At 69.4% G+C, this 17,921-nt stretch carries 12 protein-coding genes; 4 read left to right on the forward strand and 8 right to left on the reverse strand.

Features of this window, described 5'->3' with window-relative positions:
- Positions 1-27: 27 nt before the first annotated feature.
- The 3 genes from WME96_RS23825 to WME96_RS23835 form a co-directional block, all read right to left on the reverse strand.
- The gene (locus WME96_RS23825) at positions 28-1,479 is read right to left on the reverse strand and encodes a sigma 54-interacting transcriptional regulator (protein ID WP_437283879.1); all 1,452 of its coding nucleotides are present in this window, start codon (positions 1,477-1,479) and stop codon (positions 28-30) included.
- A gap of 203 nt (positions 1,480-1,682) precedes the next feature.
- Positions 1,683-2,804 carry a hypothetical protein gene (locus WME96_RS23830; protein ID WP_437283880.1) on the reverse strand — a complete coding sequence of 374 codons (1,122 nt, stop codon included), beginning with the start codon at positions 2,802-2,804 and terminating at the stop codon, positions 1,683-1,685.
- Between the two features lie 133 nt (positions 2,805-2,937).
- Complete coding sequence (locus tag WME96_RS23835) at positions 2,938-3,729, reverse strand: hypothetical protein (protein ID WP_437283881.1); 792 nt, start codon at positions 3,727-3,729, stop codon at positions 2,938-2,940.
- Between the two features lie 1,058 nt (positions 3,730-4,787).
- Between WME96_RS23835 and WME96_RS23840 the strand changes: the two genes are divergently transcribed.
- Complete coding sequence (locus tag WME96_RS23840) at positions 4,788-6,287, forward strand: endo-1,4-beta-xylanase (protein ID WP_437283882.1); 1,500 nt, start codon at positions 4,788-4,790, stop codon at positions 6,285-6,287.
- Between the two features lie 184 nt (positions 6,288-6,471).
- Positions 6,472-8,088 carry a non-reducing end alpha-L-arabinofuranosidase family hydrolase gene (locus tag WME96_RS23845; RefSeq protein ID WP_437283883.1) on the forward strand — a complete coding sequence of 539 codons (1,617 nt, stop codon included), beginning with the start codon at positions 6,472-6,474 and terminating at the stop codon, positions 8,086-8,088.
- A 458-nt stretch (positions 8,089-8,546) separates the two neighbouring features.
- Here WME96_RS23845 and WME96_RS23850 read toward each other — a convergent pair whose 3' ends face one another.
- From WME96_RS23850 to WME96_RS23860, 3 genes are all read right to left on the reverse strand, one after another.
- The gene (locus WME96_RS23850) at positions 8,547-9,353 is read right to left on the reverse strand and encodes a hypothetical protein (RefSeq protein WP_437283884.1); all 807 of its coding nucleotides are present in this window, start codon (positions 9,351-9,353) and stop codon (positions 8,547-8,549) included.
- A gap of 472 nt (positions 9,354-9,825) precedes the next feature.
- Complete coding sequence (locus WME96_RS23855; RefSeq protein WP_437283885.1) at positions 9,826-11,160, reverse strand: DUF1552 domain-containing protein; 1,335 nt, start codon at positions 11,158-11,160, stop codon at positions 9,826-9,828.
- A 58-nt stretch (positions 11,161-11,218) separates the two neighbouring features.
- On the reverse strand, positions 11,219-12,709 hold the full coding sequence (locus tag WME96_RS23860) for a DUF1592 domain-containing protein (RefSeq protein WP_437283886.1): 1,491 nt from the start codon (positions 12,707-12,709) through the stop codon (positions 11,219-11,221).
- A gap of 702 nt (positions 12,710-13,411) precedes the next feature.
- On the opposite strand from WME96_RS23860, the gene WME96_RS23865 reads away from it, so the two are divergent.
- Entirely contained in the window at positions 13,412-13,615 is a 204-nt protein-coding gene (locus tag WME96_RS23865; protein ID WP_437283887.1) for a hypothetical protein, read from the forward strand.
- Between the two features lie 44 nt (positions 13,616-13,659).
- On the forward strand, positions 13,660-14,700 hold the full coding sequence (locus WME96_RS23870) for a Gfo/Idh/MocA family protein (RefSeq protein ID WP_437283888.1): 1,041 nt from the start codon (positions 13,660-13,662) through the stop codon (positions 14,698-14,700).
- 82 nt (positions 14,701-14,782) lie between these two features.
- On the opposite strand, the gene WME96_RS23875 is transcribed toward WME96_RS23870, so the two are convergent.
- Entirely contained in the window at positions 14,783-15,925 is a 1,143-nt protein-coding gene (locus tag WME96_RS23875) for a family 16 glycosylhydrolase (protein ID WP_437283889.1), read from the reverse strand.
- A gap of 175 nt (positions 15,926-16,100) precedes the next feature.
- Positions 16,101-17,825 (reverse strand): glycoside hydrolase family 43 protein, encoded by a 1,725-nt coding sequence (locus WME96_RS23880; protein WP_437283890.1) that lies wholly within the window; start codon positions 17,823-17,825, stop codon positions 16,101-16,103.
- Between the last annotated feature and the right edge of the window lie 96 nt (positions 17,826-17,921).

Raw genomic sequence — 17,921 nt, forward strand, 5'->3', positions numbered from 1 at the left:
TCGGCGTCGACCCCGCCGCGGGGGCGCTCAGCCTTCGCCCCCGCCCTCTCCGCCTCCCCCGCCTTCCCGGTAATCGGCCGGCTCGATCCCGTAGCGCGCGATCCATCGGTGGATCTGCGTCCGCCCCTTCCCCATCGCCCTCGCCACGGCGCTGATGTTCCCCCGGTGCTCGCGGAAGAGGCGGACCAGCGCCTCGCGCCGCGCCTGGTCCTCCGCCGCGGGCCGCTGCGGCTCGCCGGGCTGGGCGTCGAGCCTCGGGAGCTCGGTCGGGGTGCGCGTCATCCCGGCGGGCGGCGGCAGGTGATCGAGCTCCACCCTGCCGCTCCCCGCCAGCACGATCGCGGTCGCCAGGCACTTCTCCAGCTCGCGGACGTTGAGCCGCCACTCGCGCAGGAGGAGCGCGCGCGCCGCCTCGCAGCTCAGGGCGATCTCCGCCGCCCGGTCCGGGGCGGCGCGGCGGAGCAGGGACGCGATGAGCAGGCCGAGGTCCTCCCGGCGCCTCCGCAGGGGCGGCAGCTCGAGCACGAAGCCCGACAGGCGCGCGAAGAGATCGCCCCGGAAATCGCCGCGATCCACCATCGCCGGCAGGTCGCGGTGCGTGGCCACCACGACGCGGAGGTCGACCTTCACCGGCCGCGTCGCGCCCACCGCGACGACCTCCGACTCCTGCAGCACGCGCAGGAACGCGGTCTGCGACGTCGCGGGCAGGTCGCCGATCTCGTCGAGGAAGAGCGTGCCCCTGTCCGCGGCGCGGATGAGGCCGGGCCGGTCCTCGGCCGCGCCGGAGAAGGCGCCCTTCCTGTGGCCGAACAGCTCGGACTCGATGAGGCTGTCGGGCAGCGCGCCGCAGTTGATCGCGACGAACGGCCCGGGCCGCCCCGAGAGCGCGTGGAGCGCGCGCGCGATGACCTCCTTGCCGGTGCCGCTCTCGCCCTGGAGGACGACGGGGATGTTCGCGGGCGCGATCGCGCGCAGCGCCGCGAAGCGATCGGCCAGCGCGGGCGCGAAGGTGGCGAGGCCGAGCGGCTGACCCGGCGCCGCGTCGCCCGCGTCCTCGTCCGGCGCGGCGACCTCGCGGAACAGGAAGAACGTGTGTCCGAGCTCGATCACGTCCCCCTCGGCGAGCTGCGCGCTCTGCCGCGGCACGCCGTTCACGAAGGTGCCGTTCCTCGAGCCGAGATCCTCCAGGCGGAGCCGGCCGCCGTCGCGCGTGATGCGCGCGTGCCGCGACGACACCCAGCCGTCCTCGAGGCGCACGTCGAGCAGCGCCCGGCCTCCCTCGGTCCGCCGCTCGATCGAGCGCACCGGGCCCCGCCCGAAGCGCACCTCGTCGACCCCGTCGAGCGACAGCCGCGCGGACGGATCCAGCGGCCGCTGGCATTGCAGGACGAGGAACAGGAACGGACGCGGCTCTGCGCACGGGCCGGCGCGTCGCTGGGTGCGGACCAGCGTCGTCGGCTCGTCGCGCGCCTCGCTCATCCTGCCCCTCTCCGCCCCCGGGAGGACGCGCGCGGAGGAGCCGTGGGTTCCACGTGGGCCTGCATGCTGCGGGCGTACGATCTACCACGCCTGGCCCCGCTGTAGCGCCTCACGCGGCGCGCCTGGGAGACTTCGGCGTCGCCTGGCGGCGATCGCGCCGCGGCGTCGCCGTGATCCCGTGCAGACGGCCGCGCGGCGCGCGGTCAGCGATAGGGCCCGCGCGGCTCGGGGGCCGCGAGCGCGGAGACGATCGCGATCGCGCGCTCGATCCCCTCGCGCCCCGTCTCGAGGTGGCCGAACGCGAGCGTGACCGCGGCCTCGTCGCCCACGATCGCCGCCGGGCGGAGCGCGGCGATCTCGCGCCGCAGCTCGTCGCCGAGGCGCTGCGCCACCCGGTCCGGCGCCTCCGCGCGCAGCTCGTAGGCCCGGGACAGCGCGTCGTCGCCGGACCGGGCTGCCGCCGCCCGCGCCGGGCCGCGCCTGGGCCGCCGCCGCAGGGCGAACCGCTCCGAGGGGGACGCGGCGCGGGCCACGCGCACCTGCGTGCCGAACGGGCCCTTCCTCGCGTCCCGGCCGAACTCCACGGTGAGGAGCCTGCCGCGGTGCTCCAGCTCGATGATCGTCTCGCCCTCGGCCAGGGAGGCGCCCGCGCCGGAGACGATGCGCCCGCCGAGCTCCTGCGAGAGCGCCCGCAGCTCCCTCGCGAGCGCGCGGCCGCGGCCCGCGACCAGCGCGGCGGCGCGGATGGCGCTCGCGAGCTTGTCGGCGTCGTCCTCCAGCCCGGCGCGGACGGCGGTCAGCCGGTGCGACTCGAGCGTGAGCTGGTACTCGGCGGCCGCGCGGAGCGCCTCGCGCAGCGGCGGCGTGAGCCACCAGCGCGCGAGGGTCGGGCTGCTCGCCTTGACGACGAAGGCGCCGTCGAGCGCCGGGTCGCCGACGTCGACCTGCCGCGCCCGGAAGGCCCCGTCGCTCGCCTGGCGGAGCCGCTGCTCGTGGACGCGGAGCCGGAGGCCCGACGGGTTCCGCGCGGTGCCGGTGATGCGGGTGTTGTACCGAACGACGGGCGCGTCGCCGTGGTCGATGTCGTGGTCGACGACGAGCGCGACGTTCTCGCACACGACCGAGATCTGCATGCGGGGGTCTCCCCACTGGCCCGGCCCTGACTTGAACTCGCCCCCGACCAGGGCCGCGGCGCGCTGCCACACGGGCCGGGCGATCCGCCAGCGGGCCTCGGCGGCCCGCCTGGCATCCTGGCGCGCCTGCGCGAAGCACCGCGCGAGGCCGGCGATCCCCGAGACGATCATCAGGACGAAGAGGGGCTCCATCCTCGGCACATCCTAGCCTCCCCGCCAGGGGCGCGGCCAGGCGGAAGGCGCCCGGTCACCGGCGCGCCGGCCGCGATCGCGCGCCCGACGCCCCCGCGCCCCGGTGAGCGGACCAGGCTCGACCGGCCGCGGCCTACAGGTCGCCGTGGACCGCGAGGTGGTAGACGTCGGAGGCGGACACGCTGGAGATGACCACCTCGTATTTGCCGTTGTCGGTGTCGGTGTACCCGGTCACGTCCAGGGCTCCGGCCGTGGAGACGGTCTGATTGAACAGCGTCTTCCAGCTGCCCAGCCCCTTCTTGCGGGACACCACCATCTGGATCGAGCCCACGGTGGCGTCCGCGTGGGCGTGGAAGGTCGCGACGCTGTTGATCGTCACGGTGCGGCCGACGGAGCTGTCGGTCCAGCAGTAGTTGAAGTCGTAGCTGCTGCTGTTGCAGTAAGACGTCTGGAAACCGGCTGCGTCGAGGGCCTGCGCGGCGGTCCCGAGCCCCTCGGCGGCGCGCGCCTGCGGCGCCGGAGGTGCCTCCTCGATCTCCACCTCGGGCTGCACCGGGGCGCGGCGCGGGCCGGCGGCGAGCCGGGCCTCGTCCACGCGCGCCTGCGCCGCGATCAGCGCCGGCGGGGCGGCCTGCCCCGAGAGCGCCTCGTAGAGCGCGACGGGGGGTTGCCCCTTCAAGGCCTCGAGGACCTCGCCGGTGCTCACGATGATCACGCTCCCCTCCTCCGGCTCGAAGAAGCGGATCTCGGCGCCGTCCTCGAGGCGGAGGCTCGTGATCGGGGCGAGCCCCTCCTCCACGGCCTCGTCCCCCGGCGCCTGCTCCACGGCGCAGCCGCCGAGGGCAGAGAGCCCCAGGGCGAGGGCCGCGGCGCGGCGGGTGGAGCGAGCCATCGAGAGGTCGCGAAGCATTGAATCGATGATCATTGTCATTCTCCTCGGTCGTTCATGGGTCATGTGCGGACGTCTGCCCGCGTGTCCGGCCAGCGCGCGGCACGACCCCGCTGTGCGACGCTCGCGGCGTGTCCGCGGTCCTATCCGCGAGACCGTGGGCTCGACAGCGCGTCGTGCGAGGCGTTCGCCTTCGCGTCGAGCGCATGAGCAAGGTCGGGGCCAGAGGCGATGTCGGCCTGCGAGCGGTCGCCGGCTTCACCCGGGATTCACGAAGGGCGCTCTTTCTCCCGTCCCGCGCTCCGGAGGGTGCTTTCCCAGGATCGTGCGCGCCTGTCACGCGACGCCCGGAGCCCTGCCACACCGACCGGGTGTGGCAGGTGTCAGGTGTGGCGAGGGGTGACACCTCGCAGCCGTGACCGCCGCGGGCGCGCGCCCGATGTGGGAAAAGGAAGTCTGATGTAGAGAGGGAGAGGTTCAAACGTTCCCGAGGCGTCAAGTCCCAACTGCGGAGCCCGCCAAGGATTGACAGCACACCTCTCCATGCGATCCGGCCTCCCTGGAAAAGAGACACCGAATCAACAACTCATCCATGCATCGAAGGGGGTCACCTTCACTCGACAGCCATCAGGAGTTGACATCGGCTATGTGAGCGTTCACATTGCGACTCGTTGGTATCCTTTTGCTTCGCATCGGAGGGGCGGTCATGCGCACCGAGACCTCCCTCGACCGCTCGATCTCGTCAAAGGCCCCGTTCGCCCGGTCGTCACGGACGCGAGTAGCGGCGAGCCTCCTGGCGGGAAAACTGAACAGGAAGGCGGGGAGACCGGGAGCATTTCGAAGCTTTCCTCCCCGTCTCCCCGCCTCCCTGTTCAATTTTCCGAAGAGTCCGAGGGGATGCCTCGGGTCCAAACGCTTCGGAGACGTCAAGCCCCAACTGCGGGAGCTGCCCTGGGTTGACAGAACATCGTTCCGCGTGATCCGGCCCCATGGCAAAGCGACGCTGTATCAACAACCAGCGTTGATCCATGCGTCGAAGGGGCCGCTTTCACGCCACAGCCTACGACACGCCCCCCTGGGTACAGGAGAACCTCATGAGACTGCGATTCGCACGATGGCCCCTGCTGACGACGCTCGCGCTCAGCGCGTGCGTCGCCGCCGAGCAGGTCGATGAAGACGGCTACGAGTTCGACGAATCAGCCGAAAGCGTCACCATCGACACCGCGGCGACCTACACGATCGTCGGCGCTCAGAGTGGAAAATGCGTCGAGGTGGCCGGTGGCAGCACCGCTGACGCAGCGGCCTTGCAGATCGCGACCTGCAACGGCTCGACGCGGCAACAGTTCCGCATGGAATCGGCGGGCGGCGGCTACTATCGCATCCGCAACGTCAACAGCAACCGTTGCATGGACGTCGCGGACGCCTCCACCAGCGACGGCGCCCGCATCCAGCAATACTCCTGCTGGAGCGGCGAGAACCAGCAGTGGTCGTTCACGGACGTCGCCGGCGGCAGCGTGCGCCTCACCGCACGCAACAGCGGCAAGTCCCTGGACGTCTACGGCCGCGGCACCGCGGATGGCACCGCCGTGATCCAGTGGTCGTGGAACGGCGGGACGAATCAGCAATTCCGGCTCACGCCCGTCGGCTCGGGCACGACCGGCGCGGGCGGCAGCGGCGGCAGCGGTGGCAGCGGCGGGGCCGGCGGCGGCGGCGGCAGCGGCGGCAGCGGTGGCGGCGGCAAGTTCGTCGGCAACATCACCACCGGCGGGCAGGTGCGCGCGGATCTGTCCCGCTACTGGAACCAGCTCTCCCCGGAGAACGAGGGCAAGTGGGGCTCCATCGAAGGCACGCGGGACGTCATGAACTGGTCCGGCATGGACCGAGTCCGGAACTACGCTCGTGAGAAGGGCATTCCCTACAAGGGCCACACCCTGATCTGGGGTGCCCAGCAGCCGGGCTGGCTTGCCGGTCTGTCGCAGAGCGAGCAACGCGCAGAGGTAGAAGAGTGGATCCAGGCGTTCTGTCAGCGCTACCCGGACGTCGCCATCATCGACGTCGTGAACGAGCCGCCCCCGCACACCACCCCGGTGTACATGAACGCCCTCGGCGGCGCGGGCTCGAGCGGCTACGACTGGATCGTGCAGGCGTTCAAATGGGCGCGGCAGTACTGCCCGAACGCCACGTTGCTGCTCAACGACTACAACAACATCGAGTACAGCAGTGACAATCAGAACACGATCAACATCGTGAATCGGATCCGGGCGGCAGGGGCCCCCATCGATGGCATCGGAGCTCAGGCCCACGCCGCGTTCTCGATGTCGACGAGCACCGTGAAAGGCTTCCTCGACCGGCTCGCCGCCACCGGTCTACCTGTCTACATCACCGAGTACGATATCAACCTGGCAAACGACACGCAGCAGCTCAACGTGATGCAGAGCCAGTTCCCCATGTTCTACGAACATCCGAGCGTGAAGGGCATCACGCTGTGGGGGTACGTCAGCGGCCAGACGTGGGTGGCCAACTCAGGGCTCATGAGCAGCAGCGGCCAGATGCGGCCCGCCATGTCCTGGCTGATGAACTACCTGGGGCGCTGACGCCGAGCGCGCTGGCGCGCGGTTCACCGAGATCCGCGCGCCCGGGATCGCTGCGCGCGCTCGTCCGCCTCGTCGCAGGTGGGCAGAGTCGACCCGTACGGCCAGAGCTCGCGCAGCCGTTCCCGGGCGCCGTCCAATGTGTCTTGCTTCCCGCTTCGTATGCCTTTGAACAGAGGGGATAATGATGAGAATTCGATTTAGACTATGGTCCCTGGCCACGACGTTCGCCGCCACGGCTGCGTGCGTCTCCGCCGAGCAGCTCGATGAAGGCGGCTACGAGTTCGACGAGTCATCGGAGAGCGTCACCATCGACACAGCGGCGACCTACACGATCGTCGGCGCTCAGAGTGGAAAATGCGTCGAGGTGGCCGGTGGCAGCACCGCTGACGCCGCGGCCTTGCAGATCGCGACCTGCAACGGCTCGACGCGGCAACAGTTCCGCATGGAATCGGCGGGCGGCGGCTACTATCGCATCCGCAACGTCAACAGCAACCGTTGCATGGACGTCTCGGGCGCCTCCACCAGCGACGGCGCCCGCATCCAGCAATACTCCTGCTGGAGCGGGGAAAACCAGCAGTGGTCGTTCGCGGACGTCGCCGGCGGCGGCGTGCGCCTCACCGCGCGCAACAGCGGCAAGTCCCTGGACGTCTACGGCCGCGGCACCGCGGACGGCACCGCCGTGATCCAGTGGACGTGGAGCGGCGGGACCAACCAGCAGTTCCGGCTCACGCCCGTCGGCTCGGGCACGACCGGCGCGGGCGGCAGCGGCGGGGCCGGCGGCAGCGGCGGGGCCGGCGGCAGCGGCGGCAGCGGCGGGGCCGGCGGAGGCGGCGGGGCCGGCGGGGGCGGCGAGAGCTGCGGCCTGCCCACCAGCTTCCGCTGGCAGTCGAGCGGCATGCTGGTGAGCCCGAAGTCCGACGCGACGCACAACATCGTGTCCATCAAGGATCCGACGGTCTCGTTCTTCAACGACCGATGGCACATCTACGCCACCACGGCGAACACCGCCGGGAACTGGCAGATGACGTACCTGAACTTCACCGACTGGTCCCAGGCCGCGTCCGCGTCGCAGTACTACATGGATCGCACGCCCGGCTTCAGCGGCTATCGGTGCGCGCCGCAGATGTTCTTCTTCAGGCCTCAGAACAAGTGGTACCTCATCTATCAAGCGCAGCCGCCGCAGTTCTCCACGACCACCGACCCGAGCCGCCCGGAGACCTGGACCAGACCGCAGAACTTCTTCGCGTCCACGCCCGCTGGCATGCCCAGCCTGCCCATCGATTACTGGGTGATCTGCGACAGCAACAACTGTTACCTCTTCTTCACCGGCGACGACGGCAAGATGTACCGCAGCCAGACCACCGTGCAGAACTTCCCGAACGGGTTTGGCCCGATCTCGATCGCCCTTCAGGATTCGAATCGCAACAATCTGTTCGAGGGGAGCTCCACGTACAAGATCAAGGGCATGAACAAGTACTTGACGTTGATCGAGGCCATCGGTCCGACGGGCGCCAGGTTCTACCGCTCCTTCACCGCGGACCGCCTCGACGGCACCTGGACCCCGCTCGCGCATACGTGGAACGCGCCGTTCGCAGGTCAGAACAACGTCACCTACGCGCCGGGCGTGGCTGACTGGAGCGACGACGTCAGCCATGGCGAGCTGGTGCGCGATGGCAACGACGAGACCGCGACGATCGACACCTGCAACCTGCAGTTCCTGTACCAGGGACGCAATCCGAGCTCGGGCGGCGAGTACTCGCAGCTCCCGTATCGCCTCGGCCTGCTGCAGGCCGTTCGCTAGAGCGGCGGGCACCCGCTTCGGATACGGGCCCACCTCGACGTTTTCGGTGCTCAGCGCACTGGAGTGCGCTTCCGCGCCGAAAACGCCGATCTGGGCCCGTCTCCTGTGCGGGTGACCGCCGCTCTGTGTCTCGTGTATCAGACGCGACCGAGCACCGCTCCAGAGCGGTTTTCAGCCGGAATTGGTACACCGTCTTCCATCTTCCGCCTTCCGTGCTCGTCCTTCGTGCGCGTGCGCGCTGACTCCGGTGAATCGCGCACGCGCACGAGGGACGAGCACGGGGAAGGCAGACGGAAGACGGAAGACGTCTGCCTGAAACCCAAGCAAAAAGCGCTCTCGGGCATGTCGGCAAGCCGTCGCGGGCGCCCCGAAGCTAGCGAGCACGACCCAGTAATCCTCAGCGATTCGAGGGAAGGCGAGCGGCGATTCGGGGCGCGCAGCCGGTTTGCCGATACGCCCTACTCGCTCACCGACACAACGTCCAGGCGCAGCATCTGGCCGATGGTCGGCGCCGTGTCGTACGGTGGCAGCCCCTCGAAATAGTCCTTGGTCCAGTTGGCGATCTGGCGTTCGTTGCCGTCGTTCATCACCACCTTGACCACGGCGCCCCCGTTGACCTGGATCGTCGCCTCGTAGTCCTCCTTGTGAATGTCGTGAGCGCGGTACTGGTAATTGTTCAGCCAGTACGTCTGGCGCGGCTCGCTCACCTCGATCGAATATTGCTGGTAATTGATGGCGTCGCCGGGGCCAATGCTGCCGCCGATCATGAACGGCTTCATGGGCATCTCCCCCCCCACGATGTCCGTCGGCTCCCAGATCCCGCGCACCCGCAGCTTGACCGAGTACGTCGTGCCCGGGTCGCCGCCGAAGGTCACCTGCTTCTCGATGCGCTGGGTACCGGGCGGATGATTGCACGTCGCCATGCGGGCCAGCGGCAAGGGCGTCGACGGGTCGCACGGGGCATCGACAAACAGCTTGTCCAACCCGCTCGCATAGCTTGCCAGATCGGGAGCGGCGTCGCCGCCGCCACCACCCGAGCCGCCGCCGCCACCCGAGCCGCCGCCGCCACCCGCACCACCGCCGCCACCCGAGCCGCCGCCGCCACCCGAGCCGCCGCCGCCACCCGGGCCCGACGCGGCGTCCTGCGTACCGGTATCGCCCGGCGCTGCTCCCGCGGTTCCCCCGGTCCCCCCCGGGTCGCCCGTCTCGGTGCTGCTGCATCCGGCGACCGCAAGCAGCAGCGCAAGCAGAGCCATCGCCGGCATCGCGCAGCTGCTCCGCATACCTGCGGTATCGGGACCGGGATCGGGGTGATCGATGACGGTGCGGCTCGCGCAGACGAGCCGCGGTGTAGCGGACGAAGGACTCGAGTTCATAGAGCCAGTGTCCTACGTTTGAGACGCGCCTGCAAGAGAAGGTAGGACATGATTCAATCGATGGCACAACGACTTGCGAACAGTCGGAGATCGCCCAGCCGTCCAGCCCCGCTACGCGGCCGGGCGCAGCGTCGAGCGCAGCCGCTGGTCGGACCGTCTACTCCAGCACCTTGGTCGCTGAAGCGGCAGCGAAGCATGCCCCTTTGCAGCGGGAAGCCGGAAGCTGACGCCGATCGGCGTGTGTCGCGGAAGCGGGCCGCTCGATCGCGAGGTGGGTTGTCCTCGATCCGGGGACGATGGCGCCGGCAGGTGGGCGGGCGCCTTCGGAGGGCCTCTTCCAGAGGCCCTCGCGGTGCCGCGCTCAGATCTGGACGCCCGCGAGGGGCGACGTGACCCGCCCCGCGTCGATGCCGAGCTCCGTCGCCTTCGAGCCCATGATCTGGGCGATGGTCAGGAGCGCCTTGCTCAGGTTGTCGCCGGGGAAGTTGTGATGCTCGTCGCCGCGCAGCCGTCCTCCGGCTTTCCCCGCGAGGAGCACCGGCCACTCCGCCTTCGTGTGCACCTTGCCCCAGGCGGTGTCGGACGTGACGAACACGAGCGTGTTGTCGAGCAGGTTCGAGCTGCCGTGTGGCGTGCTCTTGAGCTTCGTCAAGAACTCGTTCAGGCAGCGCATCGTGTAGATCACGCCCTTGTCGACCCGGGGCTGACTCGATTGATCTCCGGCATCCCCGTGGCAGATGGTGTCGTGGAAATCGTCGTTCATGTCCTGCGCGAGGTGCCGGTAGTAGACGTGCGCGGCGGGCAGCGAGAACATGAACGAGAGCACGCGGGTCCTCTCGCAGGCGAGCGCGAGCGCCGAGAGCTCGACCATGGCGGTGTTCACCTGCGGGGGCGCTTCGCTCTGCGAGTCCTTGCCCGCGGTCGGGGCCGTCGGGCTGCTGCATGCGGACGGCGTGCCGCCGCCGGGGGTCGTCGCCTCGAGGCGCCGCTCGATGGCGCGGATCGACTCGAGGTGCTGCTCCACGCGCTGCCTGTCGGCCGCCCCGAGCCGCTGCTGCAGGCTCGCGCCGTCTTGCAGGACCGAGTCGAGCACGCTCTTCCGGACGTTCGCGAGCTTCGCGGCCTGCTCCGCCCCGTCGTCGCTCGGCTCCGGCGCGCCGCCCATGAACAGCCGATTGAACACGGCCCTCGGATCGAACTCCGGGTTGTTGCGCGAGTTCGGTCCCTTGTGTGAGACCGTGTGCAGCGAGTCCTGAGGGCCGCCAGGCGTCGCCGGCGTCAATCCCACCTCGAGAGAGCGGTACGGCGCCCCCTCGGAGATGAGGTTCGCGACGACCTGGTCGATGGATGGCGCCCGCACGGCGTTCCCGTTGAGCGGCGCGCCGGTCGTGGCCCCCGCCGACCCGGTGGGGTGCTCGAAGCCGGAGACGACGAGCTTGTTCTCGAGGCCGCTGATCACCGTGAGATGAGACTTGTGCTCCGCGAGCGGCTGGAGCTGGGGGCTGAGCTCCCACGCCGAGCCGGAGCCCGTGCGCGCCGGCTTCCAGCGGCCGGGCAGCGTGCCGTTGCCGAAGAACCACGTCACGTAGAGCGGCGAGACCGGCGTCTTCGGCTGGGCGAGCGCCGTGCCGCTCTCGTTCAGCATGATCTCCAGCAGCGGCAGCGGGATGGTGACGGCGGCGCCCGTCGCCAGCATGCCCCGGAGTACGGTTCGTCGGTCCAAAGCTTTCTTGGTCATGGTGGGCACCGTGCGTTCAGGGTTGGGGGGCGACGGAGGAAAAGGCTTCGTTCGTCACGACGTCGAGGACGAGCTCGCGCAGCTGGAACCCCGACGCCTCGAACGAAGCGGCCAGCGTGTCCAGCACGCTGCCGTCCACCTTGCGCTCCTCGTGGCCTGCTGCATACGCGTAGTACTTGCGGACGAGGCACCGAGCGACAGCGTCGCTCTCGCTGACGGTCATGCCGAGCTCGCGCGCGTCGGCGACCGCCTCGCCGTTGAAGTCGCCGCTGGGGTCGATCGGCAGACCGTGATCGGTCGTGCGGTACCGGCCGATCGCGTCGAACGTCTCGAGCGGCAGGCCGAGCGGGTCCATGAACCCATGGCAGCCGGCGCAGGCGGGAGCCGTCCGGTGCGCCTCGAGCCGCTGACGCTTCGTGAGCGGCCTGTCCGCCGGCGGCTCCGGGAGCTCGAGGGCGATGTCGCCGGGGGGCGGCGGGACGGGCGTGCACATGAGGGCGTCCCGCATGAACTTGCCGCGCAGCGTGGGTGAGCCCTCTTTCTGGTTGGCGAACTGCGAGAGGAAGCCGGCCTTGCCGAGGATCCCGACGCGCGGGCCGTCCGCGGGCAACGAGCGGACCTCGAAGGTGCTCGAGCTCAGGCCGGTCGTGTCGAGGCCGTAGAGCTGGGCGAGCTCCGTGTTGACGACGACCTTCGTTGTCGAGAACAGGTCGAGCGCGCTCGCCTGATCGTCGAACGCGAGGACCTCCCACGTGGCTCGCATGTCGCGGACCATCGCCGCTCGCAGCGCGGCGTCGTACTCCGGAAACAGCTCCGTGTCTTTCGCCTGCGTGCCGATCCGATCGAGCCGCATGTACTCCTCGGCGAAGGCGCCGACGGCCTCGCGTCCGGCGGGCGCGTCGAGCATCCGCGTCGCCGCGGCGCGAACCCCCTCCACCGTGTCGAGCGTCCCGCTCGCGGCCTCGTCGAGCAGCGTCTTGTCCGGCAGGCTGTTCCACACGAGGAACGCGAGCCGGGACGCCATCTCGTAGCCCGTCAAGCGAAGCGACCCATCGGCGCTCGAGGCGCCGAGCTCCGGCCGATACAGGAAGTTCGGCGACGTGAAGAGCGCCACCGTCGCCCAGCGGGCCCCCTCGACGGGGCTGCCGAGCTCGGTCGCGGCCTTGCTGGCGACCGCCGCGAGCCTGTCGACCTCCGCTGTCTCGAGCGGGCGGCGCCACGCTCGAAGCCCCAGCGCCTGGATGAAGCCGCGCACGCACGCGTCGTCCTGCGCGCCGCTGGGCGTGCAGCCGATGAACTGGTCCCGCTTCGCGGAATCCGCGAACACCGCGTCCACGGCGCTCTCGATGGCCGTGTGGTACTGCTCGACGCCTCGCTCCGAGGTCACCACGGTCGCAGCGCCGATGACCGCGAAGTTTCCATTCCAGCTGTCGGCGTCGAGCTCATTGATGTTGACCTCCACCCCGAACACGTCGCGCACGGCATTGCGAAATTGCGTTCTCGTCAAACGACGCAGCATCCCGGCCGCGGGTTCGAACGGCGGAGGGGCCGAGCCCGTCGATGGTCCATCGCTCCCGCCGGAGGATCCCCCGGCGTCATCCGCCGGATCGCCCACCGTACCCGTGCACGCGGCCGCGAATGCGAGCGCACAAATGGCGGCAGCTTCTCTTGAGGAACGGAGCTCGTGCCAGGACGGCTTCTTCATCTTGCTCTCCGATAATGCGAGGGGTGACGACGCACGGGTACCCACATCTGGCGACAATGCCTGAGAGCAACTGCTCGCGCTGTGAAACCCATCTCGCCCGGCGTGACGGAACATAGAGCGCCTGCCCGTGATCCCCGGTGGATCCATGCCAGGCACGCTCATCGGCAACCGCTTTCGCTACAACCGAACGGAACCCGTGCCGAAACCGGTCAGACGACGAAGGCCTCGGCACGCAGGACGACCCACCCAGGGCGAAGCCAAAGGATACCCCTTGCGACATGTGAACGATCACATTTGTGATGTCAAACCGAATCGACCGGCCTGATGGGGATCTTCGAGCGCGAGGGGCGGACAACGCCGGCGGGCTCCTCCGGAGCGCCGCGTCACGGTAATGCAGGCCCCACGGCGGTCGATTTGGATTGACGTTCGAAATGTGAGCGTTCACATTTGGAGGGCTGCGATGGGGTGGCTGAGCTTGCCCTTCACCGGATCAGGAGACGTCGGATGTCGATGCGCATGAAGCTGATGGGGGCCGTGACGATGAGCCTCAGCCTTGGCTTTGCCGCCGGCTTTGCGCTCGGCTTTGCGGGCGCAGCGTGGGCCGGCGACGGGACGGCGCACGTCCCCGCATCGGGCGCCGAGGCGAAGAATTTCGGCTGCGGCGCAAAAGGACAGAGAGCCTGTCCGTCGATTCACGTCGAGCGTTGAGAGACGCGCCGTCGGCGACCAGCGTCGCGCGCTGCGAGGTGCCCATGTCCACATCTACCCAGGATCGGAAGTCGAGCGAGCACCTCACCCCCGTGCGCTGGGGCGTCCTCGGGGCGAGCAACTTCGCGTTGAAGGTCAGCCTGCCCAGCATGAGGCGGGGGCCCCTGACCGAGCTCGCCGCGCTGGCGTCGCGCGACATCGGCAAGGCGCGCGCCGCCGCGCAGTCGCTCGGGATCCCGAAGGCGTACGGCAGCTACGATGAGCTGCTCGACGATCCGGAGATCGACGCCATCTACAACCCGCTGCCCAACCACCTCCACGTGAAGTGGACGGCGCGCGCGGCCCGCGCCGGCAAGCACGTCCTGTGCGAGAAGCCGATCGCGCTCAGCGCCAAGGACGCCGCGGCGCTCGTCGATGTCCAGCACGAGACGGGCAAGCGGATCGCCGAAGCGTTCATGATCCGCCACCACCCGCAGTGGCAGCAGGCCAGGGACTGGGTGCGGAGCGGCCGGATCGGCGAGCTGGTCAGCGTCCAGATGGCGTTCTCGTATTTCAACCGCGACGCCACCAACATCCGCAACAGGATGGAAGTCGGGGGCGGCGCGCTCTACGACATCGGCTGCTACGCGGTGAACACGTCGCGCTTTCTGTTCGGACGCGAGCCCGTGCGGGCGATGGCGCTCGTCGAGCGCGATCCCGAGTTCGGCACCGATCGCCTGACCTCGGGCCTGCTGGACTACCGCGGCGCGCACCTGACGTTCACGTGCAGCACGCAGGCCGTGCCCTACCAGCGCGTGAACGCGCTCGGCACCAGGGGGCGCATCGAGATCGAGATCCCGTTCAACGCCCCCGCCGACCAGCCGTGCAAGCTCTTCCTCGATGACGGCTCGACGCTGAACTGCAGCTCGGCCAAGGTCGCCTCGGCTGCCGTCGCCGACCAGTACAACCTCCAGAGCGAGGCGTTCTCGCGCGCCATCCGCACGGGAGGCCCCGTCGAGAACCCGATCGAGGTCGCGGTCGGCAACATGCGCGTCATCGACGCGCTCTTCCGCTCCGCCGAGAGCGGGCGCTGGGAGAGGATCTAGCGGCGCCCGCGGCGCCCGGCGTCGTCATGGCCGCGACGGCGAGAACGCCCCCGCCCGCGGCGCCTGCGAGCGTCCTGCAAGGTCAACGACGGGTCCGGCGCCGTCGCATCGCCAGGGCGGAGAGCCCCAGGGCGAGCGCCGCGGCCCACGAGCTCGCCGGGGCGCTGGCTCCGGCGGCGACGCACCCGCAATCTCCTTTGAGGACGTCCTCGTCCGGCAGGACGCCGTCGAGCCCACCTCCCTCGCCCGGCGCGTCGCCGCCCGCGGAGGAGGAGGTCGCCGTCCCCGCCCCGCCCGCGCCGCTCGCGGACGAGGTGGTCGTCGCCGCCCCCTCCCCGCCCGCGCCGCTCGCGGACGAGGTGGTCGCCGCCCCCTCCCCGCCCGCGCCGCTCGCGGACGAGGTGGTCGTCGCCCCCGCCCCGCCGGCGCCGGTGCCTGGCCCGGTGTCCTCATCGCGGGGCACGGCCCCGTTGAATCCGGTCTGCCCCTCCCGCGTCAGCGACAGCACCAGCGTGCCATCTTTCACCGTCACGTTCTGCGGGTCGAAGTCCACGCGGTTCCCGTCGAACGTCCAGTCCGCCTTGCCCCATCGCGCGCTGTCCAGGGAGTCGAAATTGTCCTGCCAATCGAGCTCGAAGGCGCCGTTGTTGTAGCGATAGTACTTGATCCAGTTGACGAACTGGTGCTGCGGGAGGACGGAATCGTCGAACGCTCCGACCCACTCGACGACATCGGAGGACCACAAGTTCATGCGCAGGCCCTGGGGGCTCCTCAGGGTGCCCACCTGCGCGCCCGTCGTCCGCCTGACCTCCCTCCCGTCGATGCTCCAGGCGACGTACTCCGGCGTCCACTCCAGCGTGTAGGTGTGATAGCCGTCCGCGAGGGAGGCGTCCGCCGTGTGCACCTGCTCCGACGTCACCCGCGTGCCCATCCCGGTGATGATGTTGGTTTGCCAGCTCCGGGCGTTGTCCTTCCCGAAGACCTCGATGTCGATCTCCTCCCAGAATGCGCCGGACATCTCGGAGCCGTCCTTGTAGGTGAAGAAGGTCGACAGGATGCCGCTCCCGCGCGCCATGCGCATGCGCACCTCGACGCGACCATGAAGATAGCCCTGGGGCGTGTAGACCTCTGCCCCCTTGTAAGGCTTCGCGACCGCGGTCGAGCTCACCGCGAGCGCCAGCGAGGCAGCGGAGAGCATCAGACCTGCGCGGATTGTCGTGAACATGATGGAACCTCCAGTGAGAACGTGAATACAGTCAGTGTCCGTGGGATAGATCTTCGTCCCGCGCCGCCTGGGCCGGCGGCAGCGAGGAGACGCTGACCCGGGCGACGCCGGGTCAGCGCTCCGCGGCGCCTCGGGCGCAGCTCTCTGCGAGCGCCGCGGTCATTGCACCCGACCGTCAGCTCGCGTCGGCCCCGCCCTGGCCGGCTCCTCGGGCACGGCGCCGCCGCGCGGCGGCCGCGCCCAGCGCGATCATGGCGGCGAGGGCGCCAGCGGGGGAGCTGGGCCCCGAGGTGGCCCGGAAGGCGCAGCCGCCCGCGTCGTCGCCGGCGTCGTCCGCGGGGGCGGCGCCAGCGCCGCCCGAGCCGCTGCCCGCCGTCGCACCGGTGCCGGTCGTCGCGGCGCTGCTGACGCTCGCCCCCCCGCCCGAGCCGCTGCTGCCCGTCGCTCCCCCTCCACCCACGCCCGGAGCGCCCCCGCCGCCGGTCGGATCCGGATCCGGATCCGGGGCGTCGATCGGAGTGAATTTCCACCAGTTGACGTTGAACAGAAACCCGTTTCCACCGGTGAACTTGAGGTACAGATCGTGGACCCCTGTCGCACCGTCGACAGCGCAGGACGTGGTGACCCAGGTCTGGAAGCCCCCGGTCCCCTGGACCGTGCAGGTTCCCACCAGCGTGCCGGTCGCGCTGTCGAGGCGCAGCTCGATGTTCCCGCCGCTGGTCGCCGAGGCCACCCTCGCGTCGAAGGACACCGCGCCGGTGCCGAAATCGACGCCCTTCACCTTGATGTAGTCCCCGTTTTCAATCATCCCGACGTCCATCCCTCCCTCGCTGCACGGCTCGGTCTCGACGCCGGATTCCCAGGCGATGGTCTCCGCCTCCGTCATGACATACGGATTCAGGGTACCGACGCCGGGCGCGCCCGCCTGGGTCATCTTGATCGTCGGGAATGTACCGTCGGCGTTGAACGTGAACTGCTCGACGGCCGTGGACCGGTGAAAGCCTCCGCCGCCCGGCAAGGCGCCGTTGTGATAGAAGAAGTAGGAGTTCCCCTTGAAGTCGATGACGCCCGCGTGGTTGGTGAAGCTGGTGCCCTCGGTGGGCATGATGACCCCCCGGTACGTCCACGGGCCGGTGGGGCTGCTGCTCGTGGAGTAGGCGATGTACTCGGAGATGGGGCCAGCCGCGTACACCAGGTAGTACAGGCCGTCGCGCTTGTAGAGCCACGGGCCTTCTTCGTACTTGGTCGTGTGGCGACCATCATCGTTCCCGGTGCGCTGCCCGAAGCTCGCCGCCGTCATCGGCACGCGTACGACGTCTCCCTGGTACGAGATCATGTCCTCGTTCAGCTTCACGTAGCACACGCTGGGGTTTCCCCAGTACAGATAGGCCTGGCCGTCGTCGTCGATGAACACCGTCGGGTCGATGTCGCCGCAGTTGGCGGTGATCAACGGCTTACCCAGGGCGTCTTTGAAGGGACCGGTGGGGCTGTCCGACACGGCCACGCCGATGGTCATCCTGTTGAGCGAGGTGCTCGTCACAGGAACGTAGTAGTAGAACTTTCCGTTCCTGTGTATCGCCTGGCCTGCCCACGCGTCCCCCTTTGCCCAGCTGAAATCGCGATAGCTCAGCGGTGAGCCGTGATCCGTCCAGTTCACCATGTCCTTGGAGGAGTACACCCTCCATTCGTTCATCCCGAACCAGTCCGTCGCGCTGTCCTCGTCGTGTCCGGTATAGAGATATACCGTGTCGCCGTGGACCATGGGCGCAGGATCGGGGGTATAGACGGTCTGTACGATGGGATTGTCTGCCAGGGCGCCGGACGGAAGCGCTGTCACGCCGCAGATCAACCATGCCGCCGTGAGGAGCTTACGTTGGAGCGATGCCGTGATCATTGCCATTCCTGGATCCTTGCGGCTCTCCTGAAACTTCGTCAGGTGTTGCCAGATGTCGTAGGTCGCCCGGGTCGCGACTCTGCTGCTTCTCGTTCGGGTGAT

This window comes from Sorangium sp. So ce406 (assembly GCF_051474675.1).
GTDB lineage: Bacteria > Myxococcota_A > Polyangia > Polyangiales > Polyangiaceae > Sorangium > Sorangium cellulosum_G.